16 protein-coding genes and 1 tRNA gene are annotated in these 16,658 nt (G+C 56.4%); 8 read left to right on the forward strand and 9 right to left on the reverse strand.

The genetic code is table 11. From position 1 onward, the window contains the following. Positions 1-46 precede the first annotated feature (46 nt). The 4 genes from KOSB73_RS25670 (at position 47) to KOSB73_RS25685 (ending at position 5,730) form a co-directional block, all read left to right on the forward strand. The gene (locus tag KOSB73_RS25670; RefSeq protein ID WP_165775033.1) at positions 47-1,417 is read left to right on the forward strand and encodes an MFS transporter; all 1,371 of its coding nucleotides are present in this window, start codon (positions 47-49) and stop codon (positions 1,415-1,417) included. Positions 1,418-1,430: 13 nt separating this feature from the next. Beyond that, the gene (locus KOSB73_RS25675; protein WP_098141183.1) at positions 1,431-2,606 is read left to right on the forward strand and encodes a glycerate kinase; all 1,176 of its coding nucleotides are present in this window, start codon (positions 1,431-1,433) and stop codon (positions 2,604-2,606) included. Further along, a complete protein-coding gene (locus tag KOSB73_RS25680; RefSeq protein WP_004134458.1) occupies positions 2,603-3,760 on the forward strand; it encodes a CdaR family transcriptional regulator in 1,158 nt (385 codons plus the stop codon). The genes KOSB73_RS25675 and KOSB73_RS25680 overlap by 4 nt, the downstream gene beginning before the upstream one ends. A gap of 320 nt (positions 3,761-4,080) precedes the next feature. Next, positions 4,081-5,730, forward strand: coding sequence for an OFA family MFS transporter (locus KOSB73_RS25685; RefSeq protein ID WP_024358595.1), 1,650 nt, complete (start codon positions 4,081-4,083; stop codon positions 5,728-5,730). A 41-nt stretch (positions 5,731-5,771) separates the two neighbouring features. Here KOSB73_RS25685 and KOSB73_RS31240 read toward each other — a convergent pair whose 3' ends face one another. The 7 genes from KOSB73_RS31240 to KOSB73_RS25715 form a co-directional block, all read right to left on the reverse strand. After that, a complete protein-coding gene (locus KOSB73_RS31240; RefSeq protein ID WP_004134456.1) occupies positions 5,772-5,930 on the reverse strand; it encodes an AAA family ATPase in 159 nt (52 codons plus the stop codon). A gap of 192 nt (positions 5,931-6,122) precedes the next feature. Further along, complete coding sequence (gene arsC, locus KOSB73_RS25690; RefSeq protein WP_024358596.1) at positions 6,123-6,548, reverse strand: glutaredoxin-dependent arsenate reductase; 426 nt, start codon at positions 6,546-6,548, stop codon at positions 6,123-6,125. Between the two features lie 9 nt (positions 6,549-6,557). Beyond that, positions 6,558-7,850 carry an arsenic transporter gene (locus KOSB73_RS25695; protein ID WP_004134447.1) on the reverse strand — a complete coding sequence of 431 codons (1,293 nt, stop codon included), beginning with the start codon at positions 7,848-7,850 and terminating at the stop codon, positions 6,558-6,560. 52 nt (positions 7,851-7,902) lie between these two features. Then, on the reverse strand, positions 7,903-8,253 hold the full coding sequence (locus KOSB73_RS25700; RefSeq protein ID WP_004134443.1) for a transcriptional regulator: 351 nt from the start codon (positions 8,251-8,253) through the stop codon (positions 7,903-7,905). 159 nt (positions 8,254-8,412) lie between these two features. After that, positions 8,413-8,486, reverse strand: a tRNA-Gly gene (locus KOSB73_RS25705). Between the two features lie 80 nt (positions 8,487-8,566). Next, positions 8,567-9,292 carry an amidase activator ActS gene (gene actS / locus KOSB73_RS25710; RefSeq protein ID WP_004124922.1) on the reverse strand — a complete coding sequence of 242 codons (726 nt, stop codon included), beginning with the start codon at positions 9,290-9,292 and terminating at the stop codon, positions 8,567-8,569. An 89-nt stretch (positions 9,293-9,381) separates the two neighbouring features. Continuing rightward, positions 9,382-10,278 (reverse strand): LysR family transcriptional regulator, encoded by an 897-nt coding sequence (locus KOSB73_RS25715; protein ID WP_049099823.1) that lies wholly within the window; start codon positions 10,276-10,278, stop codon positions 9,382-9,384. A gap of 215 nt (positions 10,279-10,493) precedes the next feature. Here KOSB73_RS25715 and KOSB73_RS25720 point away from each other — a divergent pair, with 215 nt between their 5' ends. The 4 genes from KOSB73_RS25720 to idi are packed head-to-tail and all read left to right on the forward strand — an operon-like array spanning position 10,494 to position 13,910. Then, entirely contained in the window at positions 10,494-11,987 is a 1,494-nt protein-coding gene (locus KOSB73_RS25720) for a UbiD family decarboxylase (protein ID WP_049087338.1), read from the forward strand. 12 nt (positions 11,988-11,999) lie between these two features. Beyond that, positions 12,000-12,578, forward strand: a complete 579-nt coding sequence (locus KOSB73_RS25725; protein WP_023321611.1) for a UbiX family flavin prenyltransferase — start codon at positions 12,000-12,002, stop codon at positions 12,576-12,578. 14 nt (positions 12,579-12,592) lie between these two features. Further along, positions 12,593-13,309, forward strand: a complete 717-nt coding sequence (locus KOSB73_RS25730; protein WP_004134433.1) for a DUF554 domain-containing protein — start codon at positions 12,593-12,595, stop codon at positions 13,307-13,309. Positions 13,310-13,361: 52 nt separating this feature from the next. Further along, positions 13,362-13,910, forward strand: coding sequence for an isopentenyl-diphosphate Delta-isomerase (gene idi / locus KOSB73_RS25735; RefSeq protein WP_004134432.1), 549 nt, complete (start codon positions 13,362-13,364; stop codon positions 13,908-13,910). A gap of 42 nt (positions 13,911-13,952) precedes the next feature. Here idi and lysS read toward each other — a convergent pair whose 3' ends face one another. Together lysS and prfB are read right to left on the reverse strand one after the other, a co-directional pair. Beyond that, positions 13,953-15,470, reverse strand: coding sequence for a lysine--tRNA ligase (lysS, locus tag KOSB73_RS25740; protein WP_004134430.1), 1,518 nt, complete (start codon positions 15,468-15,470; stop codon positions 13,953-13,955). A 9-nt stretch (positions 15,471-15,479) separates the two neighbouring features. Beyond that, positions 15,480-16,578 (reverse strand): peptide chain release factor 2 gene (gene prfB / locus KOSB73_RS25745; RefSeq protein WP_098066859.1). Its coding sequence is split into 2 segments (ribosomal slippage): positions 15,480-16,502 and positions 16,504-16,578, totalling 1,098 coding nucleotides; the frame shifts between segments, so codons are not numbered across the junction. Positions 16,579-16,658 lie beyond the last annotated feature (80 nt).

Raw genomic sequence — 16,658 nt, forward strand, 5'->3', positions numbered from 1 at the left:
ATACCCGGCGAACCCACTCTGACCCTGATACCTGGCGGCGCGCGCCATGCTGTCGCGACGCCGCGGAGTAAACACGACTATGACAACAATCAATCAAACACCTGCCGGCGAACAAGGCGCAAAAAAGCGGCTGATACATCGTTTCTCCTGGGTTTCGCTGCTGGTTTGCTGGCTAATCTGGGTGCTTAACGCCTACGACCGCGAGATGATCCTGCGCCTTGGCCCGGTCATCTCTAAGGAGTTCTCGCTCTCGCCGGAACAGTGGGGCAACGTCGTCGCGCTGATTATGGTTGCCCTGGCGGTGCTGGATATCCCCGGCTCCATCTGGAGCGATCGCTACGGTTCAGGCTGGAAGCGGGCGCGCTTTCAGGTACCGCTGGTGCTGGGCTATACCGCCCTCTCTTTTATTTCCGGGATTAAAGCGATCAGCCACGGGCTGACGGCGTTTGTGCTGCTGCGCGTTGGCGTCAACCTCGGGGCCGGCTGGGGCGAGCCCGTCGGCGTCAGCAACACCGCGGAGTGGTGGCCGAAAGAGAAGCGCGGCTTCGCGCTGGGGGTGCATCATACCGGCTATCCGATTGGCGCGCTGCTGAGCGGCGTGGTGGCAAGTCTGGTGCTTTCCGCATTTGGCGAAGGCAGCTGGCGCTACTGCTTCCTGCTGGCGCTGATCGTCGCCATCCCGCTGATGATTTTCTGGGCGAAATATTCCACCGCCGATCGCATCAACACGCTTTATCAGCATATCGATAGCCAGGGGATGACGCGCCCGGCGACCCAGGAAAGCAGCCATGTTGCCAAAGGCGAAGGGATGAAGACCTTTTTACGTACCCTGCGCAACCGCAATATTTCGCTAACGGCGGGCAATACCCTGCTGACGCAAATTGTCTATATGGGCATTAACGTTGTGCTGCCGCCGTATCTTTATCACGTCTCCGGCCTGTCGCTGGCGGCATCCGCCGGGCTAAGTATTATCTTCACGCTGACCGGTACTCTGGGCCAGATAATCTGGCCCTGGCTATCCGATAGCTTTGGTCGTAAACGTACTCTGATCGTCTGCGGTCTGTGGATGAGTATCGGCATTGCGCTGTTCTATTTCGCCACCAATATGCCGCGTCTTATCGCCATTCAGCTCTTTTTTGGCCTGGTGGCCAACGCCGTGTGGCCTATCTACTACGCAATGGCCTCGGATTCCGCCGAAGAACGCGCCACCTCTACCGCCAACGGAATTATCACCACGGCGATGTTTATCGGCGGCGGCATTTCGCCATTGCTTATGGGCTGGCTCATCCAGTTCGGTGGGGGATGGGAAAATCCGGCGGGTTATATCTATGCCTTCTTTACCATGGCGGGATGCGCGCTGCTGGGGATGTTATTGCAGCTGATGACCACCGATAAAACGCCGCGCAAAGCGCATTAACGCAGGAGAACGCATGAAGATTGTTATCGCGCTGGATTCGTTTAAGGGCAGCTGTAGCGCGCAGGCCGCTTGCGCAGCGGTCGCACGGGGATTGCGCCGGGTTGACGCGGGGCTGGAGCTGGTCGAAATGCCCGTGTCGGACGGCGGAGAGGGACTGCTTTCGACCCTTGCGGAAAGTCCGCAGCTGAAGGGCGCGAGGTGGCAGCAGCAGCGCTGTACCTCGCCTTACGGCCTCGCCGTACAGGCCGCGTTTCTGATCCTGCCCGGCGAGCGGGCCATTATTGAGATGGCGCAAAGCTGTGGGCTCGAGCTTACGCCGAAAGCGCAGCGGGATGTGCGTCTGGCCAGCAGTTTTGGGCTGGGCGAACAGGTAAAAGCGGCGCTGGATGCCGGTTGCCGGCGTCTGATTATCGGGCTGGGCGGCAGCGCGACCAACGATGGCGGCATCGGTTTTGCCCAGGCGCTTGGCGCACGATTCTTGCGCAAGGACGGCACGCTGCTGCCGGTTCCCGCCGCGGGCCAGGATCTTGCGCATATCCAGCGCATCGATTTAAGCGAACTGGACCCGCGTTTACGACAGGCCGAAATTCAGGCCTCCTGCGACGTCACCAACCCTCTGCTTGGAACCGATGGCGCCACCTGGGTTTATGGCGCGCAGAAAGGGGCGGATGAGGCGGCACTGAGCGAGCTGGAGGCGGGTATGGCGCACTACAGCCGGCAGCTTACGCAAACGCTCGGCTACGACGTCAGCGAAGCACCAGGCGCCGGGGCCGCGGGCGGTATGGGAGCTGCGCTGATCGCCTATGCGGGCGGCACGCTGCGTCCGGGCATTGACCTCGTGCTGGAATTGCTAAACGCCGACCGCCATCTTAGCGATGCCGCGCTGACCATCGTCGGGGAAGGCTGGCTCGATCGTCAGAGCGCCTTTGGTAAAGCCCCGGTGGGCGTGGCGGGCAAAGCGGCGCGCCACGGCGTACCGGTTGTGGCCCTTTGCGGCGGACGCGATGAGAGCAGTCGGCAATTGTATCAACACCATATTGACGCGATGTGGTCTATCTGCCAGCGCCCTATGCCGCTGGCGGAGTCGATGAACACATGCGAACAGCTCCTCGCCGACGCAGCGGAGAATGTTCTACGAACCTTTCTGAGCGGACGGCGCGGAGAGGCACATAAGCGGATAACTGTATGATTATTACGACGGCGCTGGCTAATGAAATTGTCGCCCGGGCAATGGCGATAATTCATCATAACGTGAACGTGATTGACCATCATGGACAGATTATTGCCTCAGGTGAACGTCATCGTATCGGCGAGCAGCATGAAATCGCCCGCGAGGTGATACGCACCGGTAAACGTATTTGTATTAATAACACCGCGGAAGCCGCGCGTTTTCAGAATGTGCATCCCGGGATTAATCATCCCATTATGTATGACGATCGCGTGGTGATGGTGGTGGGCATCAGCGGCGACCCGGCGGCAATAAGCCGCTATGCTGAACTGGCGGTGCTTACCGCCGAACTACTGGTCCGCCAGGCCATAGAGATGCGGGAAACCAACTGGCGACAGCGTCTGCGCGACACCCTGTTTTGTCAGTACCTTGAGCAGGGAGCCGCGCCCGCCGGACAGGAAGCGCTTCATCGCCTGGTGGAGCTTGGCTTTAATTTTAATGCCCCGCTGATGCCGGTTGTGGTGACCGTGCAGGTCGAACAGCACCAGCTAAGCGAAGTATTGAGTACGCTGCTGCGGGAATTCTCGCAGCTGTCCGGGGTAAGAGACGTCATTTTGCTGGGCAGCAATGAAATACTTATCCTCAATACGCTATGCGAACCCCAGGAGACGATGCTGCGGGGCATCGAGTTTGTTCTCAGCAATCAGATCAGCCATTACCATATCGGGATTGGCGTGCAGGCGGACAACGCCCCGGATATTCGCGAGGCTATCCGATTCGCCCGTTCGGTGATTGAGGTGGGGAGCAAAGTGCAGCCGCAGCGACAAATCTACTACTTTCGCGAGATGGCGATGCTCTGCCTGTTCCGGGTGCTGGAAGACAGCTATATGGTGAATTTTTTTATCAATAACGTACGCCAGCTGCTTGAGCATGATTCCGGCGAAGTGCTGCTGGATACCCTGAGCAGCTTTATTGCCAATAACGCCGAGCCGGGCAAAACGTCGCTGCTGTTGGGGATTCATCGCAACACGCTCACCTACCGGCTGCAGCAGATTAAAAAGCATATTCAGCTCGATCCGATGGTCTTCACCGACCTGACGCAGCTGGCGGTGTCGGTACACTGCTATCGTCGGCAGAACCCGCGCCAGAGCGAATGGATTGATACCTTAAGCTAAAGAGCGGCGGGTGCTCTCGCCCGCCCTGCTGGGGAAATACCCCACAGCCATGTCCGGGAGGAAGCGGCCCAAACGTTACCGGTCGCGGTGTATCACTCTGAGATCGACGTTTATCAAAATAATAGCGCGCCCGGCGTTTTTATCACGAGCGGAGCGCCCGTCGCCGATGGCGGGCTTTTCGCCTCATCCCTTCGGCGAAGCTTGCTCGCTTCAGTCGCCATTTCTGTACATAATTTAATCAAATGGCACCTTTCTTGCCTTTTATCTACGTTCCCCGACGGCGGCGTTCGTCGGTCAATATAGATAAAAAGGACAGGAAAATGGCGCAAATGAATGAAAACGTCGCGACCGCACCGGTCTCTCCCTTACGCGATTTTTTCGCGAAACCACGCATCATCGCCAGGCCCGGTTTTAACCGCTGGCTGGTGCCCCCGGCCGCGCTGGCCGTTCATCTCTGCATAGGTATGGCCTACGGATTTTCGGTTTACTGGTTGCCTATGTCGCAGCTAATAGGAGGAAGCGAGTCCTTACAATGCCCCGTCACGATGTCGTTCTGGCAGCAGCTGTTTACCCGCGATTGCGACTGGAAGATCTCCATGCTGGGATGGACCTACACGCTGTTTTTTGTTTTTCTCGGCTGTTCGGCGGCGCTGTGGGGCAGCTGGCTTGAGAAGGTTGGACCACGGCTGGTGAGCTTTATTGCCACCTTGTGCTGGTGCGGCGGCCTGTTGCTATCTAGCGTCGCTATCTATTTCCACCAGCTTTGGTTGCTGTGGCTGGGAGCCGGGGTCATCGGCGGAATCGGTCTCGGACTGGGCTATATCTCACCGGTTTCGACGCTGTTGCGCTGGTTTCCGGATAAGCGCGGAATGGCGGCCGGGATGGCGATCATGGGTTTTGGCGGAGGCGCGCTGGTGGGGGCGCCGCTGGCAAACGGACTGATGAATTACTTTGCCGGTCCGGCCGGCAACGGGGTATGGCAAAGCATTCTGGCGCTGGCGGCGATTTATGCGCTGTTTATGCTCGCCGGAACCTTTGGCTATCGTCTGCCGCCCATGGGCTGGCACCCTTCGGGCGAGAAGGCGCAAAAAACGATGCGCAATAATCCCACGATCCAGGTGCACGTCCGCGTCGCCTGCCGTACCCCGCAGTTCTGGCTGCTGTGGATGGTGCTGTGGCTCAACGTCACCGCGGGGATCGGCATTCTCGGTATGGCCTCGCCGATGCTGCAGGAGATCTTTGCCGGTAAACTGCTGTCGCTCGATCTGAGCTGGCATGAGCTGAACGGCGAGCAGCTGAAACGCATTGCTACCATGGCCGCAGGATTTACCGGCCTGCTCAGCCTGTTTAACATCCTGGGACGTTTTTTCTGGGCATCGGTATCCGACCTGTGCGGGCGCAAAATGACCTTTGCGATTATTTTCTGCCTGGGCGCCGCGCTGTACGGGACGTTGCCGCTGGTGAATCACGGCGGCTATATCGCGCTGTATGTCTGCGCGATGTGCATTATCATTTCGATGTACGGCGGAGGCTTTGCCAGTATTCCCGCCTATCTGGCCGACGTCTTTGGCTCACAAATGGTCGGCGCGATTCACGGGCGTTTGTTAACCGCCTGGTCTGCGGCAGGGATCAGCGGCCCGGTGCTGGTCAACTATCTACGCGAGTATCAGCTGACGCACGGGGTCCCGCCCGAGCGCGTCTATGATATTACGCTGATGGTGCTGACCGGCCTGCTGGTGATGGGTTTTATCTGTAATCAGCTGGTGCGTCCGCTGACGGAAGAGCATGCGATGACCGCGGAACAGCAGCAGCAGGCGAAAGGTCTGTACACCATCAACAAGAATGCTCAGCTCACGTGGGAGGCCCGTCCGTCCACGCTGCTGCTAACCGTAAGCTGGGTGGCGGTGAGCGTGCCGCTGTTATGGGGCGTCGGCACCACGTTACAGCAGGCCGTGAAGTTTTTTATGTAGGTTCTTGCAGCCGATGCCGCCCGTGATTCCCTGGCGGCTCTTTATGCGCTTACCGGCGTGCCTGACTGGATATGTTGAAGGATCCTCTCGACCGCCTCTTCGGCGGTCAGTACGGAGGTATCCAGAGTCAGGCTGGCGGCCAGCAGGCGAGCAAGGGTTGATTTCCCGGTACCGGGCAGGCCACCAAAGATCAGTAACATAGAGACGACAGCGTCATGTTGTTTCCGCTGGTGATGATTATTGATGATTTTCCAGCTTACCTGAACACGGATCTTATTCAGTCAGGTATGATTAATATTCAATACTGGCTGAAGCGGCATCAGGAGGCGTCTGCAGATAATCGTCACGTCCAGGGCAACGTTCAGTGATAGTGATACCGTCCCGCAGGCAATTTACTTAAGCCTTTTGCCCTCATCATCCACCACTTTCTCGCCATCTTCCTTTGCAAACGCGCCCTTTTGCGCGTCAGGAAGGATATCCAGTACCACCTCCGATGGGCGGCACAGGCGCGTTCCCAGCGGCGTCACCACAATCGGGCGGTTAATCAGGATTGGATGCTGCAGCATGAAATCGATTAACTGGTCATCGGTAAATTTATCTTCCGCCAGGCCCAGTTCTTCATATGGCTCAACATTTTTACGCAGCAGCACTCGTACCGCGATCCCCATATCGGCAATGAGTTTGACCAGCTCATCGCGTGGCGGTGGATTTTCAAGGTAATGAATAACGGTGGGTTCAGTACCGCTGTTGCGGATCATCTCCAGCGTATTACGCGACGTGCCGCAGGCCGGGTTATGATAAATGGTAACGTTGGTCATTTGTGTATCTCATGACAAAGTGAAAGAGAGACGTAGCGCCAGCGCGGCCAGCGTTACAAACAGTACAGGCAGAGTCATGACGATCCCGGTGCGGAAGTAGTAGCCCCAGGAGATGGTCATGTTCTTCTGTGAAAGTACGTGCAGCCAGAGCAGCGTTGCCAGGCTACCAATAGGTGTAATTTTCGGCCCCAGATCGCAGCCAATCACGTTGGCATAGATCATCGCCTCTTTGATCACGCCGGTTGCGGTGCTTCCATCGATAGACAGTGCCCCCACCAGCACGGAAGGCATGTTGTTCATGATGGAAGACAGGAAAGCCGTCAGAAAGCCAGTACCCAGCGTCGCGGCCCAAAGTCCTTTATCCGCCAGCACGTTCAATACCCCTGAAAGGTATTCGGTTAGCCCGGCGTTGCGCAGACCGTAGACCACCAGGTACATCCCCAATGAGAAGATGACGATCTGCCAGGGTGCGCCACGCAGCACTTTGCCGGTATTGATGGCATGACCGCGCTTAGCGACCGCAAGCAGAATGATCGCCCCTGCCGCGGCAATCGCGCTGACCGGAATGCCAAGCGGCTCGAGGACGAAAAAACCGACCAGCAGAAGAATCAAAACTATCCAGCCGGTGCGGAACGTAGCCGGATCTTTAATGGCGTTTGCCGGCGATTTAAGCAGGACCAAATCGTAGGCCGGCGGGATATCTTTGCGAAAGAACAGGTGCAGCGTCACCAGCGTAGCGCCTATGGCGGCAATATCGACCGGCACCATTACCGAGGCATATCCAGTGAATCCCAGCCCGAAGAGATCTGCCGATACGATGTTCACCAGATTCGACACAATAAGCGGCAGGCTGGCAGTATCAGCAATAAACCCGGCAGCCATCACGAAGGCCAGCGTCGTGCCCTTGCTGAATCCTAATGCCAGCAGCATGGCAATCACGATGGGCGTCAATATTAATGCCGCGCCATCGTTGGCAAACAACGCCGCCACCGCTGCGCCGAGCAGAACAATATACGTAAACAGCAAACGGCCACGACCGTTTCCCCAACGAGCTACGTGCAGCGCAGCCCATTCAAAAAAGCCGGACTCATCGAGCAGCAGGCTGATAATAATTACCGCAATAAAGGTCGCCGTCGCGTTCCAGACGATATTCCACACCACCGGGATATCATCGACATGTACAACGCCAGCAATCAAAGCCAGTACCGCGCCCAGCGACGCGCTCCAGCCGATGCCTAACCCCTTCGGCTGCCAGATAACCAGAAAAATGGTCAGGACAAAAATAGCACTTGCCAGTAGCATACCCCCTCCCTGAAGATCACATTCGAAAAAACATATATATTACGGCAAATTTTTAAAGGCAGAACGCTTTACCGCTTCCAGAACAGTTTGCTGATGCCAGCTTGCGGGCGATGGCCTGTACGATCTCCTGTTGGCTTAACCAGGCCTGCGCTATTACCTGTGCCGCCCATGCAGGCATATGCGGTGATAAGCGATAGTGCACCCACTTACCCTGCTTGCGATCCAGCAATAATCCGCTTTCCCGCAGCATAGCCAGATGGCGGGAGATCTTTGGCTGCGACTGATCCAACGCCGCGCAGAGATCGCACACGCACAGCTCCCCCATCTCTTTAAGCAGCAGCACAATACCCAGGCGGGTTTCATCGGACAGATTTTTGAAAAGCTGTAAGGGTGTTAATGACATCATTCCTCCCGATCGTCGACGGACAGGATACTCCACAGAGATATAAGTTCAACACCACATATGAAAAATCATATGTGTTAAGTAACAAAAAACAAGAGGCAAGTATGCCAGGCGGGTTAACCAGATCAATTTATAGGGGAAGAGCAGAATTCAGAAGTCTGGAGCGGGCGAAGGGAATCGAACCCTCGTATAGAGCTTGGGAAGCTCTCGTTCTACCATTGAACTACGCCCGCAAGGAGGTGCGTGGGTCATTATAGACCTTACGCACCCGCTGACAAGCCCAAACCGGGCTAACTGCCGATAAAATAACCTTTTAGCACTTAGGCTTACTGCCCTGTGGCGGCAAATAGCGCAGCGGGTCGATCGCCGTCGCCCGGTAGCGGATCTGGAAGTGCAGGCGCACGGAATCCGCGTCCGAGCTGCCCATGGTGGCGATCTGCTGGCCAATCTTCACGCTCTGGCCGTTGTTCACCATCAGCTTGTCGTTGTGCGCATAGGCGCTGATATAGTCCTCATTATGTTTAATCATAATCAGGTTGCCGTAGCCGCGCAGCTGGTTGCCCACGTACACCACTTTGCCCGCCCCTGCCGCATACACCGGCTGGCCGCGCTTACCGGCGATATCGATACCTTTATTGCCGCCATCGCTGGTGGAGTATGGCAGCACGACTTTACCGCTGGTTGGCCAGCGCCAGCAGCGTTGCCCGACCGGCGGCCAGGAGGACTGCGGCACCGCCGAAGAGGGCGTCACGGCGGCGGTACGTTTCGCTGACGATTTCTTGCCGGATGCCCCCGCCTTCGCCGTGGTTCCTGAACCGCTGTTCAGCTTCAGCTTTTGCCCGACTTCGATGGTATAGGGAGGTGAAATATTATTGAGACGGGCGAGATCCCTGACGCTGGTGCCAGTGGAACGTGAAATAGCGTACAGCGTGTCGCCGCGCTTCACGGTATAGGTGGAACCGGAATCGGATGAGCTGGAACACCCCGCGACGATCAGGCTGCTCAGCAACATTATTGCGATAACAAAGCGTTTTCTCATCAGGCGTCCTGCGCTTAACACAAACATTCACCTCAAAACCAGGGGCGATTATCATACCAGCCCGTAAGGCAATCCCCAATCGCTACCCTTCATACAGAAGTATTAAACGGATAGCCATGCGTAATAATATCCATCAGCGCGGGCAGATAAGGCATAGACGGCAATTTTACCAGCGCCGGGTAGAATATTTGCGGCGAGGGAAAAACATCGACCACGTAGCAGTGGCTAAGTTTATCGGCATCCACTTCTGAAGACGGTAGTAACGTCGCAGCCTCAAGGCCGGAGTCCAGCCAGTCGAGGATAACCCCTGGCTGCGTGATATGCATGATAACCTTCGCATTGACCCCAGATTTACGAAACAGATCCATCAGCATCTCGTAAGTCCCTGAATCTTTTGCACGATGCAACAACACTAATGGCAGCGCCGCCAGCGACGTGTAGCTATAGGGATTAGACGGCGGCTCCGGCAAGCATTTTTTATTGATCACCGCGACCAGCTTAATCGGATCAAAAGAGACATAATCAAAACCTTCGCTACGGTAGGGGCGCTGGATTAAGGCTAAATCAATTGCGCCCTCGGTTAATAACGTCTCGAGGTGGCTGGAGTCGGTAACGGAAATATTTATGGAAGTGTCGGGATGACGTCGATATACCTCCATCAGCAATGCTTTAAAATAATTCTGATAGAGATGAGTTAAGCCGATTCTCAATTCAGTTCTGTTTTTGTGCGCAATATCCGTCGTTTCCCGCGCCGTATCCTCTACCTGGCGTAATATTTCACACGCTTTTCGATAGAGAAAAAAACCGGCTTCCGTAGGCTCAATGCGGTTTCCCCGGCGAACAAAAAGCGATACCTGAAGCTCCTCTTCCAGCTCCTGAATTCGCTTGCTGAGCGGCGGCTGCGCCATGTTCAGAGACTTCGCCGCCTGGCTAACCGAACCTTGTTCCACCACCCGACAAAAATAGCGTAAGCGCTTTAAATCCATCATCATTATCCGCAGTGTAATTTATCACCAGTATCACACTTAGACGGAGAAATAAAAAGCCGCAGCGTTGCTCCTCATATTAATTAATTATTATTTAACACCTTGTTAAAATAAACTTTTTTGATCTACTGACCATCCGGTAAACGGTATTTGTTTATCCGCCGCAGTAAAAATATTGTGCTGGGAGCAAAACTTCTTTTCCGAAGGAACATCCCATGGCAAATAGTGACAACAAAACACCCTCATCGGTACATGATTTACGCTCCGCGCTGGAACTACTGAAAACCCTTCCCGGCGAGTATGTTGAAACCGATACCGAAGTCGACCCGCACGCCGAACTCTCCGGCGTCTATCGTTACGTAGGCGCCGGCGGCACCTGCCAGCGTCCAACCCGCAAGAATGGCCCGGTCATGGTCTTCAATAAAATCAAAGGCTTTGAAAATATCAGCGTGGCGATTGGCCTGAATGGCTCCCGCCAGCGCGTCAGCCATTTTCTCCAGTGTGAACCGGCAAAACTGGGGCACCTGCTGAAGGATTCAGTGGAGAAGGCGATAGCCCCGGTGATGACCCAGGGCACAGCGGTTTGCCAGGAAGTGATTCATCTGGCGAACGATGCCGATTTCGATCTGCGCAAGCTGCTGCCGGCGCCGACGAATACCGAAGAAGACGCTGGCCCCTATATTACGATGGGCCTGTGCTACGCCTCCGATCCAGAAACCCATGAGTCCGATATCACCATTCATCGCCTGTGCGTCCAGAGCCGCGACGAACTCTCCATGTGGCTAACGCCCGGCCGCCACATCGACGCATTTCGCATGAAGGCGGAAGCCGCAGGCCAGCCGCTGCCGATTTCAATCAGCATCGGCGTCGATCCGGCGATTGAAATTGCCGCCTGCTTTGAGCCGCCGACCACCCCGCTGGGCTTCAACGAGTTAAGTATCGCCGGCGCGCTGCGCGGCAAAGCGGTGGAGATGACGCAGTGTAAAACCATCAACGAGAAAGCGATCGCCCACGCTGAGATCGTCATTGAAGGCGAACTGCTGCCCCACGCCCGCGTACGCGAAGACCAGAACACTGATACAGGGCGCGCGATGCCGGAATTCCCCGGCTATACCGGCGAAGCGAAAGAAGCTATTCCGGTGATCAAGGTGAAAGCCGTCACCCATCGCATTAACCCTATCTGGCGCACCACCGTAGGGCCAGGCGAAGAACACGTCAATATGGCCGGTATCCCGACCGAAGCCAGCATCCTGGATATGGTCGAACGCGCGATGCCGGGCAAGCTGCTGAACGTCTTTGCCCATTCGGCGGGCGGCGGCAAGCTGCTGGCGGTGCTGCAGTTCAAAAAATCCTCCCCGGCGGACGAAGGGCGTCAGCGTCAGGCTGCTCTGCTGGCGTTCTCAGCCTTCCCGGAACTGAAGCACGTCATTCTGGTTGATGAAGACGTCGATATTTTCGACAGCGACGACGTGCTTTGGGCCATGCAAACCCGCTATCAGGGCGATGTCGATACAATCACTATTCCCGGCGTTCGCTGCCATCCGCTCGATCCGTCGCAGGTACCGGAATACAGCCCGAGCATCCTGCAGCAGGGAATGTCCTGCAAAACGATATTCGACTGCACGGTGCCGTTCCATCTGAAGCACAACTTCCAGCGATCCAGATTTAAAGAAGTGGACGTGAAGCGCTTCCTGGCAGATTTCGAATAAAAGGAGAACCTCATGACGGCACGCATCATCATTGGTATCAGCGGCGCATCCGGGTTTCAGTACGGCGTTAAGGCGCTGGAGCTACTGCGCCCGCATCCCGTTGAAGTCCACCTGGTCGTCTCTAAAGGCGCGGAAAAAACCTGCGAGCTGGAGACGGATTACCGCCTGGACGAGGTGATGGCGCTGGCCGACGTGGTGCATCCCATCGCCAATCTTGGCGCAGCTATCTCCAGCGGTTCATTTAAAACGCTGGGGATGCTGGTCGCACCGTGTTCAATGCGTTCTTTGGGCGCCATCGCCCACTGCCTGACCGACAACCTGCTCACCCGCGCGGCGGACGTGGTGCTGAAAGAACGTCGTCGCCTGGTGCTGCTGGCCCGGGAAACGCCGCTGAACCTCGGCCACATCCGCAATATGGCCGCTGTAACCGAAATGGGCGGGATTATCTTTCCGCCGGTCCCGGCGCTTTACCAGCGTCCGCAAACGGCGGACGACATCGTTACCCATAGCGTCAATCGCGCGCTCGATCTGTTTGACCTGCAGGTCAACAACATCCCCCGCTGGGGTGAAGGCGAGCTACGTTTTAATTAACCGGAAATCATTCAATGTTAATCGGCCCATATGTAAACGGAGCCGCCGTGATTATCGGCGGACTCATCGGCGCTGCGGCGGGCGGCAAGCTCCCCGAGCGCGTCAAAACGGCGCTGCCGATGACCTTCGGCCTGTGCTCCGTTGGTCTTGGTATTACGCTGGTGCTCAAAGTGAAATATATGCCCGCCGTCGTGCTGGCAATGGTGATTGGCGCCATCCTCGGCGAACTGCTGCATCTGGAAAAGGGCATCGGTAAAGCCGCAGGCTCCACGCGCGGTTTGATCAACAAAGTGCTGCCGCCGGTCAATGGCCTTGGCCATGAAGAGTTTACCGAGAAATTTGTCGCCATCCTGGTTCTGTTTTGCGCCAGCGGCACCGGTATTTTCGGCGCGATGACCGAAGGCATGAGCGGCGATCCGTCAATTCTGTATATCAAAACGATTCTCGATCTGTTTACCGCCGGGATTTTCGCGACGCTGCTGGGCTACGCGGTGATGACCATTGCTATCCCGCAGGTCATTATTCAGATTGCGCTGGCGATGCTGGCGGTGGTTATTCTGCCGTCGATCTCGCCTGATATGATGGCGGATTTCTCCTGCGCCGGCGGACTGCTGATGGTGGCGACCGGGCTGCGCATCTGTAACATTAAGCTCTTTCCAGTGGCCAACATGTTGCCAGGGCTTGTTTTGGTAATGCCTTTGTCCCATTTATGGGCTACCCTAGTGGCCTGAGTACATGACCCGGCGGGTTTGTGCCGGGTCATTTTTCATTTCAGGAGTTGTCATGGCCGGGGAACATGTCATTTTGCTGGACAAGCAAGATAAGCCTTCAGGTATGCTGGAGAAGTATGCCGCTCACACCCTCGATACCCCTTTGCATCTCGCGTTTTCCTGCTGGTTGTTCAATGAACAAGGCCAACTGCTGGTCACGCGCCGCTCGTTGGGCAAAAAAGCCTGGCCTGGCGTGTGGACGAACTCAGTCTGCGGGCATCCGCAAACCGGCGAAACCTTCGAACAGGCCGTTGAGCGCCGCTGCCGCTTTGAGCTTGGCGTTGAGATTACCCGCATCGCCCCAGTCTTTCCGGCATTTCGCTATCGGGCCGTCGCGCCGAATGGCATCGTCGAAAACGAGGTCTGTCCGGTCTATGCGGCACGAATAGCCAGCGCGTTACGGATAAATCCTGACGAAGTGATGGATGTTCAGTGGAGCAATCTTGCGGATGTTCTGAGCGGGATTCGCGCGACGCCGTGGGCGTTTAGCCCGTGGATGGTGATGCAGGCAGCGGACGACAATGCGCGTAATGCGTTGATAAACTTTAGCCGTCAGGCATAAAAAACCCCAGCAGCGCTGGGGTTTCGTTTATTCGCGTAATGCTTATTTTACCGGACGCATCGCCGGGAACAGGATCACGTCGCGGATGGTGTGGCTGTTGGTAAAGAGCATCACCATACGATCGATACCGATACCGAGGCCCGCGGTCGGCGGCAGGCCGTGCTCCAGCGCGGTAACGTAGTCTTCGTCATAGAACATCGCTTCGTCATCACCGGCGGCTTTCGCGTTAACCTGATCGAGGAAGCGCTGCGCCTGGTCTTCCGCATCGTTCAGCTCGCTAAAGCCGTTACCGATTTCACGCCCGCCGATGAAGAATTCAAAACGGTCGGTGATTTCCGGGTTTTCGTCGTTACGACGCGCCAGCGGAGAGACTTCTGCCGGATATTCGGTGATAAAGGTTGGCTGAATCAGATGCGCTTCCGCCACTTCTTCGAAGATCTCGGTCACGATGCGGCCCAGACCCCAGCTCTTCTCAACGTGAATGCCGATGCTTTCCGCAATGGCTTTTGCAGAATCGAAGTTATCCAGATCGGCCATCTCGGTTTCCGGACGGTACTTCTTGATCGCTTCGCGCATGGTCAGCTTTTCAAACGGCTTGCCGAAATCGAAGGTCTGATCGCCGTAAGGCACTTCAGTGTGGCCCAGAACGTCCTGCGCCAGGGTGCGGAACAGGGATTCGGTCAGCTCAATCAGATCTTTATAGTCCGCATAGGCCATATAGAGTTCCATCATGGTGAACTCTGGGTTATGGCGAACGGAGATGCCTTCGTTACGGAAGTTACGGTTGATTTCGAACACGCGCTCGAAGCCGCCGACTACCAGACGCTTCAGGTACAGCTCCGGCGCGATACGCAGGTACATGTCCAGATCGAGCGCGTTGTGATGGGTGATGAAAGGCCGCGCGGAAGCACCGCCGGGGATCACCTGCATCATCGGGGTTTCAACTTCCATAAAGCCGCGGCCGACCATGAACTGACGGATGCCCGCCAGGATCTGCGAACGCACTTTAAAGGTGTTGCGCGATTCATCATTGGAGATCAGGTCCAGATAGCGCTGACGATAGCGCGCTTCCTGATCCTGCAGGCCGTGGAATTTGTCCGGCAGCGGGCGCAGGGCTTTGGTCAGCAGACGCAGTTCGGTGCAGTGGATAGAGAGCTCGCCGGTCTTGGTTTTGAACAGCTTACCGCGCGCGGCAATGATGTCGCCAAGGTCCCACTTTTTGAACTGCTCGTTGTAGACGCCTTCCGCCAGATCGTCGCGGGCGACGTACAGCTGAATGCGGCCGCCAACGTCCTGCAGCGTAACGAAGGAGGCTTTACCCATGATACGACGGGTCATCATGCGGCCAGCGACGGCGACTTCAACGTTCAGCGCTTCCAGCTCTTCGTTTTCTTTGCCATCGAAGTCAGCGTGCAGTTGGTCAGAGGTGTGGTCACGACGGAAATCATTCGGGAACGGGATACCCTGCTCACGCAGCGCGGCCAGCTTCTCACGACGGGCTTTCAGTTCATTATTAAGGTCAATTGCCGCGTCAGCGCCCTGTGCTTGTTGTTCAGACATGTTGGTTCCTCATAACCCTGCTTTCAAACTTGCTTCGATAAATTGATCCAGGCTGCCGTCCAGCACCGCCTGAGTGTTGCGGGTTTCTACCCCGGTGCGCAGATCTTTAATGCGGGAGTCATCCAGCACGTAAGAACGGATCTGGCTGCCCCAGCCGATGTCGGATTTGGTATCTTCCATCGCCTGCTTCTCGGCATTTTTCTTCTGCATTTCCAGCTCATAAAGCTTCGCTTTCATCTGCTTCATGGCCTGGTCTTTGTTCTTGTGCTGCGAACGGTCGTTCTGGCACTGGGTCACTAAGCCGGTCGGAATGTGGGTGATACGCACCGCGGATTCCGTACGGTTAACGTGCTGGCCGCCCGCGCCGGATGCGCGGTAAACGTCAATGCGCAGATCCGCCGGGTTGATGTCGATATCGATATCGTCATCCACTTCCGGGTAAACGAACGCGGAGCTGAAAGAGGTGTGGCGGCGGCCGCCGGAATCGAACGGGCTCTTACGCACCAGGCGATGAACGCCGGTTTCAGTACGCAGCCAGCCGTAGGCGTAGTCGCCGATAATCTTGATGGTCACGGACTTAATGCCCGCCACTTCGCCTTCAGACTCTTCAATGATCTCGGTCTTGAAGCCGCGCGCTTCAGCCCAGCGCAGATACATGCGCGTCAGCATGCTGGCCCAGTCCTGCGCTTCCGTACCGCCGGAACCGGCCTGGATATCGAGGTAGCAATCGGCGCTGTCGTATTCACCGGAGAACATGCGGCGGAATTCCAGCTGTGCCAGCTTCTCTTCCAGCACATCGAGCTCAGCGACGGCTTCGTTGAAGGTCTCTTCGTCGTCGGCTTCAACGGCCAGCTCCAGCAGGCCGGATACGTCCTCCAGCCCCTGAGACATCTGATCCAGCGTATCAACGATGGCTTCCAGCGAGGAACGCTCTTTGCCCAGCGCCTGTGCGCGCTCGGGTTCGTTCCAGACGTCCGGCTGCTCCAGCTCGGCGTTTACTTCTTCGAGACGCTCTTTCTTAGCATCGTAGTCAAAGATACCCCCTAAGAACGCCCGAGCGCTCCGTGAGGTCCTGAATGCGGTTTTTTACCGGATTTATTTCAAACATGGTCGGTTTCTTTTAATGGATTCGTCAAAATGCGGTGATAAGAGCGGAATTCTACCGGATTCGCGCTCTCATTAATATAC

The organism is Klebsiella grimontii (assembly GCF_900200035.1).
Classification (GTDB): Bacteria; Pseudomonadota; Gammaproteobacteria; order Enterobacterales; family Enterobacteriaceae; genus Klebsiella; species Klebsiella grimontii.

Bases quoted from the DNA above. Each gene is read 5' to 3' on its own strand.
- actS (WP_004124922.1), bottom strand. From the start codon at position 9,292: ATGAGAAAACGCTTTGTTATCGCAATAATGTTGCTGAGCAGCCTGATC.
- arsC (WP_024358596.1), bottom strand. From the start codon at position 6,548: ATGACCAACGTTACCATTTATCATAACCCGGCCTGCGGCACGTCGCGT.
- KOSB73_RS25700 (WP_004134443.1), bottom strand. From the start codon at position 8,253: ATGTCATTAACACCCTTACAGCTTTTCAAAAATCTGTCCGATGAAACC.
- KOSB73_RS25715 (WP_049099823.1), bottom strand. From the start codon at position 10,278: ATGGATTTAAAGCGCTTACGCTATTTTTGTCGGGTGGTGGAACAAGGT.
- KOSB73_RS25670 (WP_165775033.1), top strand. From the start codon at position 47: ATGCTGTCGCGACGCCGCGGAGTAAACACGACTATGACAACAATCAAT.
- KOSB73_RS25685 (WP_024358595.1), top strand. From the start codon at position 4,081: ATGGCGCAAATGAATGAAAACGTCGCGACCGCACCGGTCTCTCCCTTA.
- KOSB73_RS31240 (WP_004134456.1), bottom strand. From the start codon at position 5,930: ATGTTACTGATCTTTGGTGGCCTGCCCGGTACCGGGAAATCAACCCTT.
- KOSB73_RS25695 (WP_004134447.1), bottom strand. From the start codon at position 7,850: ATGCTACTGGCAAGTGCTATTTTTGTCCTGACCATTTTTCTGGTTATC.
- KOSB73_RS25675 (WP_098141183.1), top strand. From the start codon at position 1,431: ATGAAGATTGTTATCGCGCTGGATTCGTTTAAGGGCAGCTGTAGCGCG.
- KOSB73_RS25720 (WP_049087338.1), top strand. From the start codon at position 10,494: ATGGCAAATAGTGACAACAAAACACCCTCATCGGTACATGATTTACGC.
- KOSB73_RS25680 (WP_004134458.1), top strand. From the start codon at position 2,603: ATGATTATTACGACGGCGCTGGCTAATGAAATTGTCGCCCGGGCAATG.
- lysS (WP_004134430.1), bottom strand. From the start codon at position 15,470: ATGTCTGAACAACAAGCACAGGGCGCTGACGCGGCAATTGACCTTAAT.
- idi (WP_004134432.1), top strand. From the start codon at position 13,362: ATGGCCGGGGAACATGTCATTTTGCTGGACAAGCAAGATAAGCCTTCA.
- KOSB73_RS25730 (WP_004134433.1), top strand. From the start codon at position 12,593: ATGTTAATCGGCCCATATGTAAACGGAGCCGCCGTGATTATCGGCGGA.
- KOSB73_RS25725 (WP_023321611.1), top strand. From the start codon at position 12,000: ATGACGGCACGCATCATCATTGGTATCAGCGGCGCATCCGGGTTTCAG.